Origin of the sequence: Caulobacter sp. UC70_42 (genome assembly GCF_044056025.1) — a bacterium.
Classification (GTDB): Bacteria; Pseudomonadota; Alphaproteobacteria; order Caulobacterales; family Caulobacteraceae; genus Caulobacter.
This window is the reverse complement of record NZ_CP171994.1, coordinates 4,248,401-4,267,091: the sequence shown is the minus strand read 5'-3', so window position 1 is coordinate 4,267,091 and position 18,691 is coordinate 4,248,401. Positions and strand designations below refer to the sequence as shown.

15 protein-coding genes and 4 pseudogenes are annotated in these 18,691 nt (G+C 67.6%); 8 read left to right on the top strand and 11 right to left on the bottom strand.

Annotated elements, in window-relative coordinates; genetic code table 11:
- Position 1 precedes the first annotated feature (1 nt).
- Entirely contained in the window at positions 2-499 is a 498-nt protein-coding gene (locus tag ACHMW8_RS21345) for a MarR family transcriptional regulator (protein ID WP_233586768.1), read from the bottom strand.
- Between the two features lie 758 nt (positions 500-1,257).
- On the opposite strand from ACHMW8_RS21345, the pseudogene otsB reads away from it, so the two are divergent.
- The 4 genes and pseudogenes from otsB to ACHMW8_RS21325 all read left to right on the top strand — a co-directional run.
- Positions 1,258-1,956: pseudogene (gene otsB, locus ACHMW8_RS21340) on the top strand (trehalose-phosphatase); the annotation flags it as partial.
- An 83-nt stretch (positions 1,957-2,039) separates the two neighbouring features.
- Entirely contained in the window at positions 2,040-3,455 is a 1,416-nt protein-coding gene (gene otsA / locus ACHMW8_RS21335; RefSeq protein WP_395446021.1) for an alpha,alpha-trehalose-phosphate synthase (UDP-forming), read from the top strand.
- Positions 3,456-3,651: 196 nt separating this feature from the next.
- A complete protein-coding gene (locus ACHMW8_RS21330) occupies positions 3,652-3,948 on the top strand; it encodes a hypothetical protein (RefSeq protein ID WP_395443714.1) in 297 nt (98 codons plus the stop codon).
- A 256-nt stretch (positions 3,949-4,204) separates the two neighbouring features.
- Positions 4,205-5,572 (top strand): chloride channel protein, encoded by a 1,368-nt coding sequence (locus tag ACHMW8_RS21325; protein WP_395443713.1) that lies wholly within the window; start codon positions 4,205-4,207, stop codon positions 5,570-5,572.
- A 13-nt stretch (positions 5,573-5,585) separates the two neighbouring features.
- Here the strand turns inward: ACHMW8_RS21325 and ACHMW8_RS21320 are convergent, their stop codons facing one another.
- On the bottom strand, positions 5,586-8,024 hold the full coding sequence (locus tag ACHMW8_RS21320; protein ID WP_395443712.1) for a membrane-bound PQQ-dependent dehydrogenase, glucose/quinate/shikimate family: 2,439 nt from the start codon (positions 8,022-8,024) through the stop codon (positions 5,586-5,588).
- Between the two features lie 464 nt (positions 8,025-8,488).
- Between ACHMW8_RS21320 and nhaA the strand changes: the two genes are divergently transcribed.
- Complete coding sequence (gene nhaA / locus ACHMW8_RS21315; RefSeq protein ID WP_395443711.1) at positions 8,489-9,751, top strand: Na+/H+ antiporter NhaA; 1,263 nt, start codon at positions 8,489-8,491, stop codon at positions 9,749-9,751.
- Positions 9,752-9,807: 56 nt separating this feature from the next.
- Positions 9,808-11,055 (top strand): cation:proton antiporter, encoded by a 1,248-nt coding sequence (locus ACHMW8_RS21310; RefSeq protein WP_395443710.1) that lies wholly within the window; start codon positions 9,808-9,810, stop codon positions 11,053-11,055.
- 58 nt (positions 11,056-11,113) lie between these two features.
- Here the strand turns inward: ACHMW8_RS21310 and ACHMW8_RS21305 are convergent, their stop codons facing one another.
- The 6 genes and pseudogenes from ACHMW8_RS21305 to ccoN form a co-directional block, all read right to left on the bottom strand.
- Positions 11,114-11,851, bottom strand: a complete 738-nt coding sequence (locus ACHMW8_RS21305) for a hypothetical protein (protein WP_395443709.1) — start codon at positions 11,849-11,851, stop codon at positions 11,114-11,116.
- A gap of 29 nt (positions 11,852-11,880) precedes the next feature.
- Positions 11,881-12,049: pseudogene (gene ccoS / locus ACHMW8_RS21300) on the bottom strand (cbb3-type cytochrome oxidase assembly protein CcoS).
- Between the two features lie 98 nt (positions 12,050-12,147).
- Positions 12,148-13,017 (bottom strand): cytochrome-c oxidase, cbb3-type subunit III, encoded by an 870-nt coding sequence (gene ccoP / locus ACHMW8_RS21295; protein WP_395443683.1) that lies wholly within the window; start codon positions 13,015-13,017, stop codon positions 12,148-12,150.
- Complete coding sequence (locus ACHMW8_RS21290; RefSeq protein ID WP_099578182.1) at positions 13,017-13,184, bottom strand: cbb3-type cytochrome c oxidase subunit 3; 168 nt, start codon at positions 13,182-13,184, stop codon at positions 13,017-13,019. The genes ccoP and ACHMW8_RS21290 overlap by 1 nt, the downstream gene beginning before the upstream one ends.
- A pseudogene (gene ccoO, locus ACHMW8_RS21285) lies at positions 13,181-13,925 on the bottom strand (cytochrome-c oxidase, cbb3-type subunit II). The gene ACHMW8_RS21290 and the pseudogene ccoO overlap by 4 nt, the downstream one beginning before the upstream one ends.
- An 8-nt stretch (positions 13,926-13,933) precedes the next feature.
- A complete protein-coding gene (gene ccoN, locus ACHMW8_RS21280; protein WP_125159710.1) occupies positions 13,934-15,580 on the bottom strand; it encodes a cytochrome-c oxidase, cbb3-type subunit I in 1,647 nt (548 codons plus the stop codon).
- A gap of 389 nt (positions 15,581-15,969) precedes the next feature.
- Between ccoN and ACHMW8_RS21275 the strand changes: the two genes are divergently transcribed.
- On the top strand, positions 15,970-16,218 hold the full coding sequence (locus ACHMW8_RS21275; RefSeq protein WP_158624755.1) for a hypothetical protein: 249 nt from the start codon (positions 15,970-15,972) through the stop codon (positions 16,216-16,218).
- On the opposite strand, the gene ACHMW8_RS21270 is transcribed toward ACHMW8_RS21275, so the two are convergent.
- The 3 genes and pseudogenes from ACHMW8_RS21270 to ACHMW8_RS21260 all read right to left on the bottom strand — a co-directional run.
- Entirely contained in the window at positions 16,215-16,550 is a 336-nt protein-coding gene (locus tag ACHMW8_RS21270) for a hypothetical protein (protein WP_125159680.1), read from the bottom strand. The genes ACHMW8_RS21275 and ACHMW8_RS21270 overlap by 4 nt on opposite strands.
- Before the next feature lie 311 nt (positions 16,551-16,861).
- Positions 16,862-17,398, bottom strand: a complete 537-nt coding sequence (locus tag ACHMW8_RS21265; protein WP_395443708.1) for a divalent metal cation transporter — start codon at positions 17,396-17,398, stop codon at positions 16,862-16,864.
- 151 nt (positions 17,399-17,549) lie between these two features.
- Positions 17,550-17,990 (bottom strand): annotated as a pseudogene (locus tag ACHMW8_RS21260) (divalent metal cation transporter); the annotation flags it as partial.
- 252 nt (positions 17,991-18,242) lie between these two features.
- Between ACHMW8_RS21260 and ACHMW8_RS21255 the strand changes: the two are divergent.
- Entirely contained in the window at positions 18,243-18,689 is a 447-nt protein-coding gene (locus tag ACHMW8_RS21255; protein WP_395443707.1) for a c-type cytochrome, read from the top strand.
- Positions 18,690-18,691 lie beyond the last annotated feature (2 nt).

The following is an 18,691-nucleotide window of genomic DNA, read 5'->3' as shown; positions in this document are numbered from 1 at the left end:
TTTAGGGCGCTGGCGGCGCGGCGCGGTGGGCCGCCTCGATTATTTCGGCCAGGATGTCGGCGCCTTGGCGCAGCTGGCCAAGGTTGCGGCGGGAAATGGTTTCCAGGATGTCCGCGCCGCGTGGCCGCAGCGCCAGCACCACCCGGCGTCGATCCGCCTCGTCGTCACGGCGGGACACCAGGTCCCGTTCGATCAGGCGCGCCACCAGTTCGACGGCGCTGTGATTCTTGATCAGCAGGCTTTGGGCCAGGTCGCCGATCGAGATCGGATCGGGGCCGCGATGGGCCTTGATGGCGAGCAAGGCCTGATGCTGTTGACTGGTCAGGCCATGGGCCCGAGCCCCTTCCTCGCTGAACGCCAGGAATTGCCGGATCGCCCTGCGAAACTCCCCCAGGGCTTGATAGTCATCCGGGGTCAGGGGCTGGCCTCGGTCGATGTCCACGCCGACCTCGGCATGGGTGTCGACGGTGGCGGGAGAGGGCTGGGCGGGCGAAGTCACGGGCAAGGTCCTGGCGCGCGAAACACTCGCATCGCTGCTCGCTTTCTAGCATGCCCGCCGAGTCGCGGGAGGGGCGGATGGCGCGCTCGATTTGACATCGCATCGTGGCACGATATTTATGAACCATGACTGATCGCATACCTGAACGCGGTTCGGTCGCGGGGGCGCCGATGCGAGCCTTTAGGGTCTGGTTCGGATCGGCGTTTCGGGGCAGAGGCCTGATGATCGCCTTGATCGGGGCCGCTCTGATGGCGGCCGCGGGCGCTTGGGCTGGCGCGCGGCTTGGCCTGGACGAGCTGGAAATGCGGCCGCCGCGCGGACCGCATCAGCGCGTGCCGCCCGGGCTAGGCGGTAAAGCCAGCGTCACTATCCCGTGAGCCGTCCCCCCATCCGTCGTTCCGCCTGTTAGGCTGTGGCTGGCCCCGCGCGTGCGTCGGGGCTCGTCACGCTTTCGTCGCACCGTGCGACAGGATCGCCGCTTCGAGCGGCTGATCCTTCATCGTTGGAGAACCACCGCGCCGCGCACGGCGCTCGCATCCACAAGGGGCCTGTCATGCCATCATCGATCTCGCCGGGCGAACCACGCCTTCCGCTCGCCCGCCGCCGCGCGCCATCGCGCCCCGCCGGCCAGTCGCCCAAGCCCTAGCGCCTTTTCGATCGCTCGGCGCGCTCGCCGCGCGCCGCCTCTTGAGCCGCCGCCGGGATCCACCGGCGCGTCGGCGTCCTTGCGTCCGAATTTGACGATTCCGGCGCCTGCCATGGAGTCCGCCATGACGGCCCAGATCATAACCTTTCCCGACCTTCTGCCCCCGCCGCCGCCGCTAAACCCGACAGGATGCGCGTTATTTCTCGATCTTGACGGCGTGCTGGCGCCGATCGTCGAGCGCCCCCAGGATGTCGGACCCGACCCGCGACGGACCCTCATCCTGCGCCGCCTGGCCGAGCGCCTGCAGCGGCGCCTCGCCATCGTCAGCGGGCGAACCGTCGCCGAGGTCTCGGCGATCACCGAGGACGCCGTCGCGGCTGTCGCCGGCGTCCATGGTCTGCAAAGACGTACGGTGCTGGGCGACGAAGTCGCCGCGCTCCCAGACGCCGATCTGGCCGACGCGACGGCCGTGTTCAGGGCCTTGGCCCGGGCCCAACCGCTTCTGCAGGTCGAAGAGAAAGGCTTGAGCGTGGCGCTGCACTACCGCGCCTGTCCAAGCGCTTGCGAGGCGGTGCGCGAGGCCGCGCGGCGCTTGGAAGCGGCCACCGGCCTGATCCTGCAAGAAGGCGATATGGTCGCTGAACTGCGAACGGCTGGCGCGGACAAGGGGCAGGCGGTCCAGGCCTTCCTGGCCGAATGGCCGTTCCAGGGCGCGCGGCCGATCTTCGTGGGCGATGACCTCACCGATGAGGACGGCTTCATGGCCGCCGAGGCCGCGGGCGGTTACGGCGTGCTGGTCGGGCCCACCAGCCGGCAGACCCTGGCGCGCCATCGTCTGCCAGACGTTCCCGCCGTCCTCGACTGGCTGGAGGCGGCCATTCCCGGAGGCGTCGCATCAGCCGGCTCATCGTGGTCTCCAACCGGGTCAATCCGCCCAGCGATGAAGGGGTTGGCACGGCTGGCGGCCTGGCGATGGCCCTGGCGGCGGCGCTGCGGGAATATTCCGGTGTCTGGTTCGGCTGGAGCGGCGAGACCGTCGAGACCTTCACCGGCCAGATCTCGATGCAGAAGGTCGGCGGGGTCACCGTGGCGCTGGTCGATCTGGAAGAGCAGGACCGCGAGGAATATTACGACGGTTACGCCAACCGCACGCTTTGGCCGATCTTTCATTCGCGCACCGATCTGGCCGCCTATGAGCGCTCGTTCGGCGAGGGCTATCAGCGGGTCAATCGCCGGTTCGCCGAGACGCTGGCGCCGCTGATCGGGCCCGGCGACCGGGTGTGGATCCATGACTACCACCTGATCCCCCTGGCCCAGGAACTGCGTCGTCTGGGCGTGGCCAATCGGATCGGCTTCTTCCTGCACATCCCCTGGCCGAGCCGGCGGCTGCTGACCACCTTGCCCCAGCACCGCGAACTGGTGGAATCGCTGCTGGCCTACGACCTGGTCGGCTTTCAGACCCGCGACGCCCTGGAGGCGTTCAGCGACTATGTCGAACGCGATCTGGACCTGACGATCGTGGGCGGCGTCATCGCGGCCGAGGGCCGCTCCACCCGGATCGGGGCCTTTCCGATCGGCATCGAGGGCGAGGCCTTCGCGGACCTGGCGCGTGGCGAGACGGCGCGGGCGGCGTTCGATCGGGTGCGGCTGAGCCAGGCGGGGCGCAAGATGATCCTGGGCGTCGACCGGCTCGACTACTCCAAGGGTCTGGAGGAGCGTTTCCTGGCCTATGAGCAGTTGCTGGCGGACCATCCTGATTGGGCCGAGAGGGTGTTCCTGCTGCAGATCGCCACGCCCAGCCGGGACGCGGTGGAGGCCTACCAGGAAATCCGCGCCCGCCTCGACGGCGTGTCGGGGCGCATCAACGGCGCCTACGCCACGGTCGACTGGGTCCCGATCCGCTACGTCAACCGCGCCCATCGCCGTGACGAGCTGGCGGGCATTTATCGCGCCGCCCACGTCGGCCTGGTCACGCCCCTGCGCGACGGCATGAACCTGGTGGCCAAGGAATACGTCGCCGCCCAAGACCCTGATGATCCCGGCGTCCTGGTGCTTTCACGCTACGCTGGGGCGGCCGAGCAGATGGAGGACGCCCTGATCATCAATCCGTTCAGCCGTGAGGAAACCTCGGAGGCGCTCGGCCAGGCCCTGGCCATGCCGCGCGCCGAGCGGATCGCGCGTTGGCGGCGACTGATGGACGGGGTGTCGCGCGACGACGTGGCGGCCTGGCGGGACACCTATGTCGCCGCGCTCGACCTGGAAGGGGCCGATGGCGAACACGAGCACGGCGACAGTCGAAAAGTATCGTGATACGATATTATGTTAGTCTGCATCTGGAGCGGCGGCCGCCAGCGTCGCCAAGGGGGGCTCATGAGGCGAAGGCGGAACGGTGGAGTTCCGATCGAGGTGATTCTCGTGGCCTTGGCCGCCTTGGGTTGCCTGGCGGCGATGTCGCTGCGCCTGACCGGATAGGGGCGCTGCGGGACAGGATTGGAGTGGAGGTAGCATGACCCATCTCGATTGGGAGGATGCGCTCGAAATCGTCGTGGGCTTCCTGGAAGCGCCGCCCTCGGGCGACACCGAGGCGGGCAAACGATTCGACCAGGCGCTGTTTCGCGTACTAGCCGGCGCACCGGGGGCCGATCACGATGGAGCGATGCCGGTGGACGCCGCGGCGGGGCTCGACCCCAGCTTGCGCGAGCGCCTGGACGAGCTGGCGCGGCGGCGCGCCCACGCCAATCCGTTCGGTGATCACCCCGACGGGATCGGACCCACCTTGGGAATGGATCTGAGCGGCTCATAGGCCGGACGGGTTGCGCATCTCGCCAAGAGGGCCACAGACCGCGGCGAGGGGAGTGGGAAGAGATGCGTGGCGATCCTCATCAAGACCTCGTCGTCCCTCATAGACCTGGTGACTTGACCCCGACGCCCGGCGCCCTGAGGGCGTAAACATCGTAAGGCGATGCAATCGTCGCCAACGCTCTTTCCTCGCGCCAGGCAGCGAAACGTCCGTGTCAAAATCCTCGCCGCTTGAAAGGCTCGATCGTCAGCGCAAGCTCGTGAGCCTGCGCGCCCGTCGCTCGCTGAGAACCGGCGCGGTTGTGGCCGCGGCCGTCGTGGCCGGCGCCGCGGCCGTCGGATTCGCCAAGCTCTGCGATGCGGCCATGTCCGCTCATGCTCATCTCGTCGCGGCCTGGCCTTGGCTTGGTCCCGCGCTCCTGATCGTGGGTCTGCCGCTTTGCGTCTGGCTGATGCATCGCCTGGCCCCCGCCGCCGCTGGCAGCGGCATTCCTCAGGTGATCGCCGCCGGCGAAATCGGCCGGGGACGGGGTCTCGACGGCGAGAAGATCCATGATGACCGCGTGTCCATGCGCACCGCCTTGGTCAAGGTCGCGCTGGCGGCCTTGCTGCTGGTCTGCGGCGGCTCGATCGGACGCGAAGGTCCCACCGTCCAGGTGGTCGCCGCGGTGATGGTGTTTCTGACCAGCTGGCTGCGGGGAGGGCCTGGACGGCGCACCCTGCTGATCGCCGGCGGCGCGGCGGGCGTCTCGGCCGCGTTCAACACGCCCATCGCGGGAATCGTCTTCGCCGTCGAGGAACTGGCCCGCGGTTTCGACAAGCGCGCCAACACGGTGGTCATCCTGGCTGTGGTGTCGGCGGGGGTGGCGGCCTACGCGCTCGGCGGCAACTACGCCTATTTCGGTGATATGTCGGGGGCGGCCGGGTGGAAGGCCTGGTTCAGCGCGGCGCTGATCGGCGTGGTTTCGGGGCTGGTCGGAGGCCTCTTCTCGCGGTTGATGGCCGCCATCCTGGTTGGCGACAATCCCGTAAAACGGTGGAAGGACGCCCGACCCGTGCGCTTCGCCGCCATCTGTGGCGTGGTGGCGGCCGCCGCGGCGGTCCTGAGCGGCGGGGTCACCTACGGCGCGGGTTATACGGAGGCCAAGTCGCTGTTGTTTGGCCGCTTCGCCTCGGGCTGGGATCTGGCGGCCGGCAAATGGCTGGCGACGCTTTCGGCGGCGGCCAGCGGCGCGCCAGGCGGGATCTTCGCGCCCTCTCTGGCCACGGGGGCGGGGATAGGGGCTCTGTTCGCCCACCTGGCGCCGTGGGCCGGCGGTCGCGAAGCCGTCACCCTGGGCATGGCCGGCTATCTGGCCGGCGTCGTCCAGGCGCCGCTGACCAGCGCGGTGATCCTGATGGAGATGACCCGCGATCCGGGCCTGGTCGGGCCGCTTTTGCTTTGCACCCTCATCGCCCGACGTTGCTCCGAAGCGGTGGCGCCGACTCCGCTCTACCATGCCCTGGCGCGCGCCTGGACGCGGCCGCGGCGCCGCGTCGCGCGGGCCAGTTCGCAAGGCGGTCAGGCCCCGCCCGCTGGAGACGGCGCGGCATCGAGCCTTATGCACTTGGCGCGAAGGCTCCTGTAGCCTGCTCTACGGTTCATCGGTTGGCGCCCTTCGCGCTCGAGGGCGCCGGACCGGGCAGGGCGTAGGCGACGAGGGCGTCGCCGATCGGCGTCTCCATGAAGTGATGCCCGCCCGCCATGATCACCACGTACTGCTTGCCATCGACCGCGTAGGTCATCGGCGTGGCCTGGCCGCCGGCCGGCAGGACGTCCTGCCAAAGGGTGCGGCCGCTCTTCAGGTCGATCGCCCGAATGAGGTTGTCGGTGGTCGCGGCGATGAAGACCACCCCGCCCGCCGTGACGACCGCTCCGCCGTTATTGGGCGTGCCGATGGTCATCGGCAGGCGGGATGGGATCCCGAACGGACCGTTGGTGCGCGCCGTCCCCAGGGGGCGGTCCCAAAGCGTCTTGCCGCTGAGCAGGTCGATGGCCCGCAACCCGCCATAGGGCGGCTGCTTGCACAAAAGGCCCGTGACCGGCAGGCGCCAACCGGCGTTGACGTCGATGGCGTAGGGCGTGCCGGCCTGCGGATCGCCGGCGCCCTCGGCGCTCTTCTTCAGGCTGCCGCCGCGTTCCTGGCCGCGCGGCGCCCAGCCTTCGCGATCGGCTTGCCTGCGCGGGATCAGGCGGTTGTAGTTGGGCATGTCGTTGTAGTTGGCGACGATCAGGCCGCGTACCGGGTCGACGGCGACGCCGCCCCAGTCGGAACCGCCGTTGTAGCCGGGATACTCGACATAGCGGCTTTTCGTTTCTGGCGGCGTATAGAAGCCCTTGTAGGTCGCCAACCGATATTGAATCCGGCAGATCATCTGGTCGATCGGCGACATGCCCCACATCGACCGTTCAGTGAGATCGGGTTTACGAAGGGTGTGATAGAGCGAGAACGGCTGGGTGGCCGAACGTTCTTGGGGCTCGACGCCGCCCGTGGGCACGCGCCGCTCCTCCACTCCGGTCAGGGGCGCGCCCGTACGCCTGTTCAGGACATAGATGTCGCCTTGCTTGCTGGGGAGGATCAGGGCGGGAACCGGGCCCTGGCGCGTCGGGAAATCCACCAGAGTGGCCTGCGATCCGAGATCATAGTCCCAGACGTCGTTATGGACCGCTTGGAAGGACCAGACTTTCCGCCCCGTCATCGCGTCCAGGGCCACCAGCGAGGTGGAATTGGCCTTTTCGCGCGAGGTGCGCAGACCGCTCCAATAGTCCACCGCCGCGTTGCCCAGCGGCAGGTAGACCAAGCCTAGCGCCTCGTCGGCCGTCGCCGTCGTCCACATGTTTGGGGTGCCGCGCGTGTAGGTCTCGCCTGGCGGCGGCGCGCCCGTCCGATCGGGCCGCGCCATGTCCCAGGCCCAGACCAGCTTGCCGGTGACGGCGTCATAGCCCTGGATCACGCCGGAGGGGGCGTCGCGCTTTTGGCCATCGAGCACCTGATGGCCCGTGACCACCACGCCGCGCACGATGGTGGGCGCCGAGGTGATGGAGAACATGCCGGGTACGTTCTGGCCGATCCCTTGGGTCGTATCGACCTGACCGCCGAACCCGAAGTCCGGGCATGGGCGTCCCGTGGCCGCGTCTACCGCGATCAGCCGCGCATCCAGCGTGCCTTCGATGATCCGAGTGGCGCAGACGTCGCCGTAATGAGCGGTGGGAACGGCGTAGTAGGCCACCCCGCGGCACGCGGCGGTATAGGGGATGTGGATGTCGGCCACCTTGGGGTCGAAGCGCCAGCGTGTCTTCCCGGTGGCCGCGTCGAGCGCCATCAGAACGTTCTTGGGCGTACAGAGATAGAGGCTGGCGCCGACTTTCAGGGGCGTGGTCTCCGCGCCGTACCGTGCGCGGGCCTCCGCCGTGGCCGGCAAGTCGCCCGTGTGGACCAGCCAGGCCCGCTCAAGCCGGCCTGCGTTAGCCGGGGTGATCTGCGCCAAGGTCGAGTAGCGCTGGGCGCCATAGGTCCCGCCATAGGCGGGCCAGTCGGCGCCGGCCGCCGCCGCCGTCAAGGGCGCTGGACCGAGCGTCGGCGCGCCCGGGGCGGGGGGGCGGCCGGCCAGGAGCACGGCGATGACCAGCACACCCATCAGCGCGCTGGCGCCAAGGGCCAGGCCGAGGCTTGCCCGCCGAGGCGCGCGGTCCCGCGTCAGGTCGGGGACGCAGGCGGCCACCAGCAGCAGTAGAATGAAGGGCCCAAACAGTCTCGGAATCAGCGCCCAGCCGTTGAGGCCCGATTTCCATAGGGCCCACGGCCAGGTCGCGGCGAAGACGCCCACATAGACCCAGGCGCCCAGGACGCGCCGACGGACCATCAGCGCGCCCGAGGCGATCAGGCCCAAACCCGCCAGGAGGTAGTAAGGCGATCCCCGCACCAGCGCGAGCCAAAGGCCTCCCGCCGCCAGGATCGCGCCGATCAACACCAGGAGGACACCGACGGTTCGTGCGAACCAGGCGTGGCCTTGGGACGAGATTTTCGGGGCGTCGGTCATGGGATGTCTCGGTTGGAATCGAGGCGCGGATGGGGGCGCGAGCGGTCGCTGGGCGACCCCGCGGCAAGACAATGCTTGAGGCCACGCAATGGCGCTAAAAAATATCGCTACACGATGCAATCGTGTTTCGCGTCGGCCCCACGGAGGCGTCAGGCTAGCGCGGCGGCGCCGCGCCGCGCCAAAACCGGCGCCCAGGCGCCGGTTTTGCTTGACCTGGGCGGGGCTTGCGACAAGTTTCCGACCAGACATCAGGTCGCGTTCGCGGCCAGGCCGCGCCTTCGGGCGAATACGGTCCGGCGTCCGTCGATAACCTGACGCCACGACAGCTCGATCCATTCTGGAGGCCGCCGTGGCAGAAGCCCTGACGTTTGCACGACCGATCCCCAAGGCCTTGCTGGCCCTTGGCCGCCGCCCTCGGGGCGGAGGCGCGGCGCCGTCATTTCTGATTTGGAGGGCCTAGCGCCATGACCCATTCCCAGCGGGGCCGCGTTCGTCCCATGTCGGCGCTGCGCGCCTTTCTTCAGCACGAAGCTTCGGGCGGCTATGTACTGATGGCCGCCGCCGCCTTGGCGCTTGTCGTCGCCAACACGCCCTTGGCGGGCGCCTATTTTTCGGTGCTCGGCCATCACCTGGGCTTTTCGTTGGGCCCGGTCTCGCTCGACGAAAGCGTGATGCATTGGATTAACGACGGACTGATGGCCGTCTTCTTCCTGCTGGTCGGACTGGAGATCAAACGCGAGGTCCTTGACGGACAGCTTTCGCGGCCGTCGCGCATCGTCCTGCCGGGTCTCGCCGCCCTGGGCGGGGTCGCCGCGCCGGCCCTGATCTATCTGGCCTTCAACGCCGCCAATCCCGACACGCGCGCGGGATGGGCCATCCCCTCGGCGACCGACATCGCCTTCGCGCTGGGCGTTTTGGCCCTGCTGGGCGATCGCGTGCCCACCTCGCTGAAGATCTTCCTGACCGCCATCGCCATCATGGACGATCTGGCGGCCATCGTGATCATCGCCATCTTCTACACCGCCCAGCTTCACCTGGGCGCCTTGGCCGTGTCGGCGGCTATCCTGCTGGGTCTGGTGCTTCTCAATCGGCGAGGCGTGACGGCGCTTTGGCCCTATCTGCTGGGGGGGCTTCTTCTGTGGTTCTTCGTTCTTGAGTCGGGCGTGCACGCCACCCTGGCCGGAGTGGCCCTGGCCATGGTCATCCCGCTGCGCAAGAGCCCCGCCTGTCCCGACGACGTGACCTCGCCGTTGCATCGGCTCGAGCACGCCCTCCACAAGCCAGTGGCGTTCGTGATTGTCCCGCTGTTTGGCTTCGCCAATGCTGGCCTGTCCTTCACGGGCGTCAGCCTGGCCAATCTGATGGACCCGGTTCCGCTCGGCGTGGCCCTCGGGCTTTTCTTCGGCAAGCAATTGGGGGTGTTTCTCACCGCCTGGGCGATCGTGCGGCTGGGCTGGGCCGACATGCCCAAATACGCTTCGACCGGTCAGCTCTACGGCGTTTCGGTGCTTTGCGGCATTGGCTTCACCATGAGCCTGTTCATTGGCAACCTGGCTTTTCGGCAAGCCCATCTGATCGACGAGACGAAAATCGGCGTGCTCGCCGGGTCTCTGGTTTCGGCTCTGCTCGGCCTGCTGATCTTGCGCGCGTCCAAGTCCGACGTCCCCGAAGCGGCTCAAACCCAGGCCGTGGCCTCGGAGGATGAAGCGAGACTGGAAGCGGGATGAGACCTGAGGCTCAGATCGCGACCCTCTTCCAAAGACCCTAGATTCACGAGGCTTCCATGACCGCCTTCGATCTCGCCGCGATCTTCCTGGCCTTGGTGGGCCTGGTCGGCTGGTTGAATGTCCGGTTCTTCCGCCTGCCGACCGCTACGGCGATGGTCCTGGCCGGTCTGGCTGGCGCAGGCCTGCTGCTCGCCGCGCGGGCCTGGATTCCCGGGCCCAACGCCGCGGGACAGCTTGTCAGCGTCATCGCGGCGATGGATTTTCCCAAGACCGTGTTGGGCTACATGCTGGCCTTTCTGCTGTTTGCGGGCGCGATGCAGGTCAGTTTGGCCGAGCTTCGCAAGCGGCTGCTCGCCATTGGCAGTCTCGCCACGGTTGGCGTGCTGGCCTCGACCCTGATCGTTGGCGGCGGCCTCTGGCTGACCGCGAATCTTCTGGACCTGCCGCTGACGCCGCCTTGGGCGTTCGTTTTCGGCGCGCTGATCAGCCCGACCGATCCGATCGCCGTCCTGGCGGCGGTGCGACAGGGCAGTCTGTCGAAGACCCTCGAAGCGGTTCTCCAGGGCGAAGCCTTGTTCAACGACGGGATCGGCATTGTGGTGTTCACCGCCGCGGTCGCCATCGCCAGTGGGGGCGGAGAGCTTCATCCCGGGCATGCGATCGGCCAGGTCGCCATCGAGGCGGTTGGGGGGCTGACGCTGGGCTTGTCCGCGTCCCTTGTGGTCATCGCCGGGATGAGAGCCATTGACGACTACGCCGTCGAGGTCGGGCTCTCTATTGCGCTGGCGGTCGGCGTCTACGCCCTGGCCGACGCGCTGCATGTGAGCGGCCCGATCGCGGTGGTCGTCGCGGGCCTGATGGTCGGCAATCTGGGCATGCGCACGGCGATGAGCGACATGACACAGCGCCACGTCCATGGCTTTTGGACCCTGATCGACGAGATCCTCAACGCCTTGCTCTTCCTGCTGCTGGGCCTGGAGCTGGTGGTGGTGCCGTTCGAGTCCAAGATGGTGGGGCTGTGGGGGGCGGCCATCCTGCTGGTGGTCGTCGCGCGGTTGATCGTCGTCGCGCCCTGGGGCGCCTTCTTCCGGCGCCGTGAACAGCAACGCGGCGCCAGTCTGCTCCTGGGCTGGGGTGGCCTCCATGGGGCCTTGTCCTTGGCGCTGGCCCTTACCCTGCCTCAGGGCGAGGCCCGGACCTTGATCCTGTCGACGACCTTCGCGGTGGTCATTTTCTCGGTGCTCGCTCAGGGCCTTACGTTTGGACCGCTGGCGGCGAGGTTCGCCGCGCGAAAGGCGGGGTGACCGACTCCGTTTCGTTCTCGGCGGCGGGGGGATTTTGTCGTACTGGCGCGAACCGCGCTCAAGCGCCGAGGACGATGGGGGTGTGCGTCCCGGACTGGTCGAGGCCGTTCGCGGCGGGATCGTTTCCGGGCAGGGTGAAGAGGCCGGCGCCGGCGTCGTGATAGCCGGCGCGTTCGAGACAGGCGCGAACCTCGCGCGCCGACTGGGCCGCGCCAGGAACCTCGGCCGTTTCGGCGCCAGCGGATGGCCGCAGGACGTCGGGCGTCGAGCGAACGATTTGGCGAATATCCGCCAGCGCGCCGCCCGTCAGATCGAAGGCGACCGGCAACTCGACCTCCAGCGTGGGGATATGGGCGTCCCGCAGGGCTGCTATCGCTCGGGCCAGGGTCTCAAGCTCGGGCCGGTCGCCGTGGGCGCCCTCCGCGGCGGGCGGTGAAACGCGGAGCCGCGCGCGGCCGACGCCGTGGAACGCCGCGGCGCTCGCCCACGCGCGGGACCAGGCCGAAAGGTCGATTTCGGCGGAGATGATCGCGCCCGGCGCGAAGCGAAAGACATGTCGCAAGGCTTCGAAGAGCCGGACCATGCCGTCGCGGGTCAGGCGGTTGGCCGCGCCGCTCAGGAGCACGCCGCGCGCGCGCCGCGGAGGAGGAAGAGCCGCCTCCAGCTGGATCAGCTCCTCGATCAAGGCGTCGACGCGCAGGTCGGCCGCCTCGGGCGTGGGCATGGTCTCGGCCGGCAGGCGCACGACGAGGTCGGCGGTCAGGCCGGTGTCGCGCGCGGTGAGGACGTCGAGCATGGGGATACTCCCTTTGGCCGGCCAGCGGGTCAGTGCGGATCGGCGGGCGGCTTGTCGTCGAGGTGATCGTAGAGGATGCGGGCGGCGTCGCCCTTGGGGTCGTCGTACTGACCCGAGCGCATGGTCCAGAAGAAAGCCAGCAGACCGATGGCGCGCAAGCCCGATCGACGCGGGGGCCAGGAAGAGAATGATGTTCATCGACAACACCCTTTCCGGCCGGCCCGTGCGGCGGCGGAGACGGCTGTTGTGTTTTGTGTTTTGGGTTTGGTGTTGTCGATGAGGGTTGGCATGGCCGGTTATTGTCCGGCGGCGTTGGCGTGGACGTAGACGGCGATGGCCTTGATGGTTTCGGGGCTGAGGCGTCCGGCCCAGGTGGGCATGACGCCGCCGTTCCCGGCGAAGATCTGGCCGCGGATGGCGGCGCGGTCGGCGCCGTAGAGCCATTCGCTGTCGGTGAGGTTGGGGGCGCCGACGGCCTGGTCGCCCTTGCCTTCCAGGCCGTGGCAGGCCACGCACTGGGTGTCGAAGATCGGCTTGGCGCGGGCGATGGCCCCGGCGTCGGCCGGACGGTTCGACAGGTGGACGACATATTCGGTCAGGTCGTCGATCTGCTCGGGCTTGAGCAGCTCGTCGCGGCCGAAGGCGGGCATCTGCGACATCCGCGCCCCGTCCGCGCCGGTGCGCACGCCGTGGGTGATGGTGTACTGGATGTCCTCCAGCTTGCCGCCCCACAGCCAGACGTCATCGCGCAGGTTGGGATAGCCCTTGCCGCCGGTGCCGCCGATGCCGTGGCAGGTGGCGCAGTTGTCGCCGAACACCGACTGGCCCACCTGCTGGGCGTAGGCCTGCAGCTTGGGATCCTTCTCGATCTGCTCGAGGCTGGCGGTGCGCAGCTGGGCCGCGCCCGCGCCGCGCTGGACGTCCAGGGCCTTGAGCTCCTGGCCCACGGCGGCCCGGTCGGACTGATGCAGCAGGCCCTTGGTGTAGCCATGCACGCCCGGCCAGGCCGGCATCAGCACCCAGTAGCCGATCGAGAAGGCGATGCAGCCGTACCAGACCCACAGCCACCAGCGCGGCAGCGGGTTGTCCAGTTCGCGGATGCCGTCCCACTCATGGCCGGTGGTCTCGACGCCGGTGACGTCGTCGGTCTTGCGTTCGGAAGCCATCAGGAGAGCTCCTCGTCATCCAGCGGCATGCGCGCGGCGTGTTGGAATTCGGCCTTCTTGGAAGGCCGCAGGGCATAGGCGACGCCAGCCAGGAAGATCAGGCCGAAGTAGATCAGCCCGCCCTGCTGGGCGAAGCGCGCCACGGTTTCGTAGGAGAGCTGGCTCATCGCTGGTTCTCCGGGGCCTGGGCCTTGTAGGACTTGAAGTCGACCTGGGTCCCGAGCATCTGCAGATAGGCCACCAGGGCGTCCATCTCGGTGATCCTGTCGGGATCGCCGTCGAAGTCGCGGTTGGCCACCTTGGCCCCGTAGCGGCCGCGCAGGGCCACCGCGTCGGTCGAGTACGGATCGGCCTGGGCCTCCAGGTCCTTCCTGGCGTTGGTCAGCTGGTCGGCCGTGTAGGGCACGCCCTCGGTGCGCAGCACCTTCATCCGGTCGACGATGTCGCCATAGTCCAGGTCCTTCTCGGCCAGGAACTTGTAGGGCGGCATCACCGACTCCGGCACCACCGAGCGCGGGTCGATCAGGTGGTCGCGGTGCCAGGCGTCGGAGTACTTGCCCCCCGACCCGGGCCAGGTCGGGCCCGGTCCTCTTGGACCCCCACTGGAACGGGTGGTCGTACATGCTCTCGGCGGCCAGGCTGTAGTGGCCATAACGCTCGACCTCGTCGCGCAGCGGGCGGATCATCTGCGAGTGGCACAGATAGCAGCCCTCGCGGACATAGATGTCGCGGCCGTTCAGTTCCAGCGGCGTGTAGGGCCGTACGCCCTGCACCTTCTCGATGGTGCCCTGCAGCCAGAACAGCGGGGCGATCTCGACCAGCCCCCCGATCGAGACGACGATGAGGATGCCGACGACGAGCAGCAGCGAATGCCGCTCGAACTTGGCGTGATGCTTCCAGACGGACATGGGCGGCCTCAGGCGATCGCGGTGGCGGGAGCGGCCGTTTCGTCGGCCGGCTCGGCGGAGGGCGAAGCGATCGTCTTCCAGATGTTGACGATCATGATCAGGGCCCCGGACAGGTACATCAGGCCCCCGACGGCGCGGATGACGTTCTCGATGTGCTTGGCCGAGACGGTCTCGATGAAGCTGTAGGCCAGGAAGCCCTGGGGCGTGTAGGCGCGCCACATCAGGCCTTCCATGATGCCCGACACCCACATCGCGGCGATGTAGAGCAGGATGCCGGTGGTCGCGATCCAGAAGTGCCACTCGATCAGCTTGGTCGAGTACATCTCCTTCTTCTTCCACAGCCACGGCACCAGGCAGTAGACCGCCCCGAAGCTGATGAAGCCCACCCAGCCCAGCGCGCCCGAATGCACGTGGCCGATGGTCCAGTCGGTGTAGTGGCTCAGCGCGTTGACCGCGCGGATCGACATCACCGGACCTTCGAAGGTGCTCATGCCGTAGAAGGCGATCGACACCACCATCATCCGCACCACCGGGTCGGTGCGCAGCTTGTCCCACGCCCCCGACAGCGTCATCAGGCCGTTGATCATGCCGCCCCAGGACGGCATCCACAGCATGATCGAGAAGGTCATGCCCAGGGTCTGGGCCCACTGCGGCAGGGCCGTGTAGTGCAGGTGGTGCGGGCCGGCCCAGATGTAGATGAAGATCAGCGCCCAGAAGTGCACGATCGACAGGCGGTAGCTGTAGACCGGACGCTCCACGCGCTTGGGCACGAAGTAGTACATCATGGCCAGGAAGCCGGCGGTCAGGAAGAAGCCGACGGCGTTGTGGCCGTACCACCACTGCACCAGCGCATCCTGCACGCCCGAGAAGACGCCATAGGACTTGTGGTTCAGCAGACCCACCGGAATGGCGGCGTTGTTGACCAGGTGCAGCAGGGCGATGGTGACGATGAAGGCCAGGTAGAACCAGTTGGCCACGTAGATGTGGGGTTCCTTGCGCTTCCAGATCGTGCCCAGGAACACCAGCAGATAGGCGACCCAGACGATGGTCAGCCACAGGTCGGTGTACCACTCCGGCTCGGCGTATTCCTTGCCCTGGGTCGCGCCCATCAGATAGCCGGTCGCGGCCAGCACGATGAACAGCTGATAGCCCCAGAACACGAACCACGGCGCGATGCCGCCCGCCAGCTTGGCCTTGCAGGTGCGCTGCACGACCCAGAACGACGTGGCGATCAGCGCGTTGCCCCCGAAGGCGAAGATCACCGCCGAGGTGTGCAGCGGCCGCAGCCGGCCAAAGTTCAGCCAGCCCGCTTCCGGAAAATAGAAGATCGTCGGCCACGACAGCTGGGCGGCGATCACCACCCCCACCAGCAGACCCGCCGCCGCCCAGAACATCGTGGCGATCACACCCGCCTTGATGACGTTGTCGCTATAGCGGTCGGGATGCTCCACCAGCGTGCCGCCCGACAACCCCGCGTTCAGAACGAACGCGGCGATCACCCCCGCCAGCGCGATGGTCTCGGCCTGCAGCCGGAAGATCGGATCCTGGGTCAGTCCCGCGCCGAGGATCGCCAGGAACGCGCCTACGGCCGAAACGATCAGTAAAGCGCCCGAACCCGCAGGGGGCCTGGCGTAAGTATGAGACGGGGCGGACATGCAGACTCCCTGCGGCGAACCTAAACCCCTCCTCTCACGCACCGCATGCCCAGGCTTTGATCGCCGTCAATGCCAAGCTCGGTGATCCCCACCATGGTGACGATCCATTCCTGGGAGAGCTTCATGTCGACCAAGCTCGTGACGCCGCCAAGGTCGCTTGCTCCAATCGCCGGCGCCGCAGCGCTCGTCGCCTGGAGCGCGGCCTTGTTCCAGGCCCTGCCGCGTCTCATGGCAGGGCCGCTCTGTAGCGCGCGATCCGACCCGTTCTCGTTCGCCGGACATTGCCCCGCCTGTTTCGTGGCCGTGGGTCTGACCCTGGTCTTTCTGGCGAGCCTGACGAGTCCGGCGCTATTGGCGCGCGCGATCCCGATTGGGCGGCCTTCGCGGCGATGACCCAGGAGGTCGGCGCGGCTGGCCTGAACATCCCGTCCTTCAACGGCGACGATGTCACGCTGGCCTTCGCTGGAGCCTACCTGCCGCTGTGCCGCGCCTTGCGCGAGGCCGGCGCGATCGATCCGCACGCCCTGGCGGTCCGCATCCTGGCGCGGCTTGGGCCGGAGCGCGAGGCCTCGTGGGCGGTGCTGGCGATCTCACTGGCCCACGTGCTGATCCAAGAGACCGAAACGTCGCGCGGCTAGGTCTGGCCGCGCGCCTGATCGTCCTGCCGGCCGCCCTGGATCACGCGCAGCGCCACGTCCTTGGCGGCGTCGAACGAGGACGCCGAAAGCACGATGGTCTCCTCGGGCCGGGGGCGACGCAGAACGGCTTGCAGGGCGGCGATCAGCGCCGCGCTCGAACTGACTTCCCCCGCTGGCGCGTAGAGCCCCATGGTGTCGGCGAGCTTGCCGCGATCGAGGACCCCCGCCGCTTCGAGTTCATCGCACAGCGGCAGGTAGGTCGCGGCCATCAGCTTGACCAGGTCGCTCGCGCTGAACGTCAGCGCGCCTGGCCGGTCCTCGGAACCGCTCATGTCTTCAACCTTCCTGCTGGCGCCGCGGCCGATCGAATCGAAAACTCATCTCTCGCCTTCGGCCGCCAGTGATGCGGGCAGAATCGATTTCATAGGCCAAATCGCCCCCTAGGAGCGATGCTTCTATTTCTCATTTTGAGTATTGAACCGGAATCTGTACTTTTATTATCCGGTTGCAAATTTCGATCCGTGGCGCAGATCGCATCAAATATATGGGTGAAGAGATTTAGGTAAAAGCGCTGGGGATAGATACCTCGGCCTGATTTTTGGGGGCTCTGAAGGCGGCGGGAAGAGCGGCTCGGCTTCGCTCGCTAGCGGCCCCAGGTCGCCAGCAGGCCCACCGCCGCGGCGGTCATCACCAAGGTCGCGAGCCACCCGACGACTTTCAGTCCCGGGTGAAGCTTGAACGAGCCCATGACTGCGCGGCGGCTGGACATGTGCATCATCAAGGCCATGATCGGAACGGCGACGATCCCGTTGATCACCGCGCTCCAGAAAAGCGCCTTGATGGGGTCGATGGGGCTGAAGTTGAGCGCCGCGCCGATCAGCGTGGCCACCGCGATGGCGCCGTAGAACGCCTTGGCGCGTCTGGGTTTTCTGGCCAGGCCCACGTGCCAGCCGAACGTCTCGCCCAGGGCGTAGGCCGAGGAGCCGGCCAGCACGGGCAAGGCCAGCAGACCGGTGCCGATGATCCCCAGGGCGAAGACGAAGAACGCCAGCGGGCCGGCGATGGGCCGCAAGGCTTCGGCCGCCTGGGCCGAGGTCTGGATGTCGCTGACCCCGTGGGCGTGCAAGGTCGCCGCCGTGGTCAAGATGATGAACAGGGCCACGGCGTTGGAGATCGCCATGCCGACATAGGTGTCGATGCGGATGCGTCGAAACTCCGCCGGGCGCCTGATCCGGCGCTCTCAGAAGCGGCTTGGCGTCGACACGCTCCCTGACCTCCTCGACTTCCTCTTCGGCCTGCCAGAAGAAAAGGTAGGGACTGATCGTCGTTCCCAGCAGCGCGACGATGGCCGTCAGATAGTCGGCGTTGAAGGTCACGCTCGGCATGACGAGGCTGCGCGCCACCGTCGGCCAGGGAATCTGGACGACGAACGCCACGCCGACATAGGCGAACAGCGACAGGGTCAGCCACTTGAGGACGGACACGTAGCGGGAATAGCGCGAGAAGACCTCGAGAAGTACCGAGACCAGGCCGAAGAGGGCGACATAGAGCAGGGCGGGCCCGCCGATCAGCAGCTTCAGAGCCGCGGCCATGGCGCCCAGGTCCGCTCCGAGATTGATGACATTGGCGCTGACCACCAGAAGGACCACGGCATAGACCATGCCGCCCGGATAGTGGCGCTTGAGGTTGCCTGCGATTCCTCGTCCGGTGACCCGGCCGATTCTGGCGCTGATCTCCTGGATCGCGCACATCAGAGGCCAGCTGAACAGCATCACCCAGGTCAGGCCGAAGCCGAATTGCGCGCCCGCCTGCGAATAGGTGGCGATGCCGCTGGGATCATCATCCGAGGCTCCCGTGATCAACCCCGGACCGAGGACCCGCAGGAGCCTGGGCCGTTCGGGCTGCTTGACGGCGGCGTGATCAACGGCGTCGATCATCAGGTCCTCGTGATATTGATCAGGATCAGGGCGGGCCCTTATCCTATGGTCAGGCTTGTGTCTTGAATGTGGGCTCGGAGCTTGGTCATGAACGTCGACGCGATGCACGTCCAGGTCCCCCGGAACCCGACGCCTTGCGCACGCCGCACCTTTCGGATTTCAGTTCCTCTGGGCTTACGCCTACTTCCGCTGGTCCTCAGCGGGGCCGTGGTCGCCGCGCCCGCGGCGGCCAGCCCGCCCGACCCTGTCGCCCGAGGCCAGGCCATCGTCGAGCGCGACTGCGCCGGCTGTCACGCGGTGGGCCGGACCGGCGACAGTCCCAATCCTCAAGCCCCGCGCTTTCGCCAACTGCATGAACGGTATGATGTCGAGGCGCTGAGCGAGGCTTTGACCGAGGGCTTGACGGTCGGTCACGGACCGATGCCCGAATGGTCGTTTGGGCCGGCCGACAACGCCGCGATCCTGGCCTATCTGAAGAGCCTCGAGGCGCCGACCAAGGGCAAGGCCAAGCCGGCCGCCTCACGGATCCCGTGAAA

Bases quoted from the DNA above. Each gene is read 5' to 3' on its own strand.
- ACHMW8_RS21330 (WP_395443714.1), top strand. From the start codon at position 3,652: ATGACCCATCTCGATTGGGAGGATGCGCTCGAAATCGTCGTGGGCTTC.
- ACHMW8_RS21320 (WP_395443712.1), bottom strand. From the start codon at position 8,024: ATGACCGACGCCCCGAAAATCTCGTCCCAAGGCCACGCCTGGTTCGCA.
- nhaA (WP_395443711.1), top strand. From the start codon at position 8,489: ATGACCCATTCCCAGCGGGGCCGCGTTCGTCCCATGTCGGCGCTGCGC.
- ACHMW8_RS21310 (WP_395443710.1), top strand. From the start codon at position 9,808: ATGACCGCCTTCGATCTCGCCGCGATCTTCCTGGCCTTGGTGGGCCTG.
- ACHMW8_RS21305 (WP_395443709.1), bottom strand. From the start codon at position 11,851: ATGCTCGACGTCCTCACCGCGCGCGACACCGGCCTGACCGCCGACCTC.
- ccoP (WP_395443683.1), bottom strand. From the start codon at position 13,017: ATGGCTTCCGAACGCAAGACCGACGACGTCACCGGCGTCGAGACCACC.
- ACHMW8_RS21290 (WP_099578182.1), bottom strand. From the start codon at position 13,184: ATGAGCCAGCTCTCCTACGAAACCGTGGCGCGCTTCGCCCAGCAGGGC.
- ccoN (WP_125159710.1), bottom strand. From the start codon at position 15,580: ATGTCCGCCCCGTCTCATACTTACGCCAGGCCCCCTGCGGGTTCGGGC.
- ACHMW8_RS21275 (WP_158624755.1), top strand. From the start codon at position 15,970: ATGACCCAGGAGGTCGGCGCGGCTGGCCTGAACATCCCGTCCTTCAAC.
- ACHMW8_RS21270 (WP_125159680.1), bottom strand. From the start codon at position 16,550: ATGAGCGGTTCCGAGGACCGGCCAGGCGCGCTGACGTTCAGCGCGAGC.
- ACHMW8_RS21265 (WP_395443708.1), bottom strand. From the start codon at position 17,398: ATGGCGATCTCCAACGCCGTGGCCCTGTTCATCATCTTGACCACGGCG.
- ACHMW8_RS21255 (WP_395443707.1), top strand. From the start codon at position 18,243: ATGAACGTCGACGCGATGCACGTCCAGGTCCCCCGGAACCCGACGCCT.